Genomic DNA, 1,897 nt, shown 5'->3' with positions numbered 1-1,897 from the left:
TGCGCGGGAAGGTCTACCGTCGGTACACAAGGCTGTGAGCTGGGAGGACGACGCCATGCGGATCACCGTGCTGACTGTGCCCGACTGCCCCAACGCGCCGGTGGTCGAGGAACGGCTCTCCTGGGCGCTCGACGGCCGTGCCGCGGAGGTCGAACGCGTCGAGGTCAGCAATCCAGCGCAGGCCAGGCGTCTGGGGATGACCGGATCGCCGACCGTGCTGATCAACGGGATGGATCCCTTCGCCGTACCGGGCGCGCCCGCATCGCTGTCCTGCCGCCTCTACCGCGGGCCGGACGGGCGCATCGAAGGGGCTCCGAGCATCGCCGACCTGCGCCGCGCACTGGGCGATCCGGTTGGTGACGGGGAATGCGACGGCCCGCCGCTCGATGCGGCCGGCCGCGCCGGACGCGGACGCCTCGCTCCGACGGCCGACGGACTGCGCGGCATTCAGCAAGCCGTGCTCCGCCACTTCGCGCACACCGGACACGCCCCCTCGATCGAGGACCTGGACGCCGTGGCAGCCGCTCACGGCCGAGCCGCTGCCGAGATCGTCGCCGAGCTGGCGGCCGAGGACTTCCTTGTCTTCGATGACCACGGCCGCATCCGAGCCGCGTACCCGTTCTCCTCCGTACCCACCGCCCATCACGTCCGCCTCGCAGGCGGGATCGAAGTCTGGGCGATGTGCGCGATCGACGCCCTTGGCATCCCGGACATGCTCGGCACCGATGCCGTGATCACCTCCACCGACCCCGTCACCGGCGACGCCATCACCGTCACTTCCACCGGCGGGCACATGACCTGGCACCCGTCCACCGCCGTGGTCTACGTCGGCCAACGATCCTGCGCCGGGCCGGCCGCCGACGTCGCCTGCGGCGCCCTGAACTTCTTCACCAGCCGCCAAACGGCCCGCGCCTGGGCCCAGCAACACCCCGCCTACACCGGCCAGGCCGTCGACCGGCCCCGTGCCGAAGCCCTGGGCAAGGCCATCTTCGGCCCCCTGCTCACAGCAACGCAGCCGGCCGACGGACGAGGATGACGACCGCCATGCGCATCCGCATCGACGCCGACCACCTGCCCGGCCTCACCTGCCCACCCGGCGTGCCCGCCGGCGGCGGCCCGGTGTATCGAAACATCCACGTCGCCGTGCAACGCCGCGACCGACGAACCGAACTCCTCGACCCTCAGCCCGGCGACGCCTCCTCCGCGACGTGGAGCCTGGAGTGCACCACGACCGCGTCGGCGACCGGCACCGACGTGAGGGGCCCATACGTGCAGGGCCGCCCGGGCGAGCGGTTCATCTACCTGTCCTGGGGCACGGTGGACGAGGTCGGCGCCTTCACGATGTTCCGCCGCGCCAAGCTCATGCTCGACGCCATCCCGGCCGAGATCCTCGACGCCGCCGCACGGGGCGGGCTGTTGGTCGGACGCCTCGGCCTCACCGATGCGTTTGGCGGACCGCTGTGCGCACGGGTTGTGCCTCCACGAATCACCTGGACCGCCCAGCCCATCGCCTGAGCGGCCGTCAGAGTCGAAAGTGCAGGTCACCCGGCATCCCGGAGCCGGCCTCCTGGAAGCACCGTATACGCAGGTGGGGGGCCTGTTGCCGCCGGAGCGCCGTCAGCTCTCCGGGCTTGGGCATGGCCTGATCAGTGCCGCAGATCCCATCGGGTGACCTGCGGCTGTCGCTCCCGGCACCTGTTGGCCTTGATCGGAGGCCGATCCAGGGCCCTCGACCTGTGTCCAACGCCGTTCGGTGGCGCGGTGCCGGGCAGGTTCGGGTGCCGTTCACCGCAGTACGGCAGTTGGCGAATGAGACGACTGAGACGGCCGTCGCAGGGGGCGATGTGCCTGGCTTGCCGCCGTCGAGGTGCTAACGCTCCCCGTCTGCGCCTGCGGG

Annotated in this window: 2 protein-coding genes; both read left to right on the top strand. The window is 71.3% G+C overall.

The window, feature by feature from the left end:
- Positions 1–1,036: alkylmercury lyase family protein (locus VXC91_RS45040; RefSeq protein ID WP_329513119.1), on the top strand; the 1,036-nt coding region annotated here is incomplete at its 5' end.
- A gap of 8 nt (positions 1,037–1,044) precedes the next feature.
- Positions 1,045–1,515 carry a DUF5990 family protein gene (locus VXC91_RS45035; protein ID WP_329513118.1) on the top strand — a complete coding sequence of 157 codons (471 nt, stop codon included), beginning with the start codon at positions 1,045–1,047 and terminating at the stop codon, positions 1,513–1,515.
- The last annotated feature ends 382 nt before the right edge of the window (positions 1,516–1,897 follow it).

The organism is Streptomyces chiangmaiensis, from assembly GCF_036281785.1.
Lineage (GTDB): Bacteria > Actinomycetota > Actinomycetes > Streptomycetales > Streptomycetaceae > Streptomyces > Streptomyces chiangmaiensis.
The sequence above is the reverse complement of the archived record's forward strand: the minus strand, read 5'-3'. Positions and strand labels throughout refer to the sequence as shown.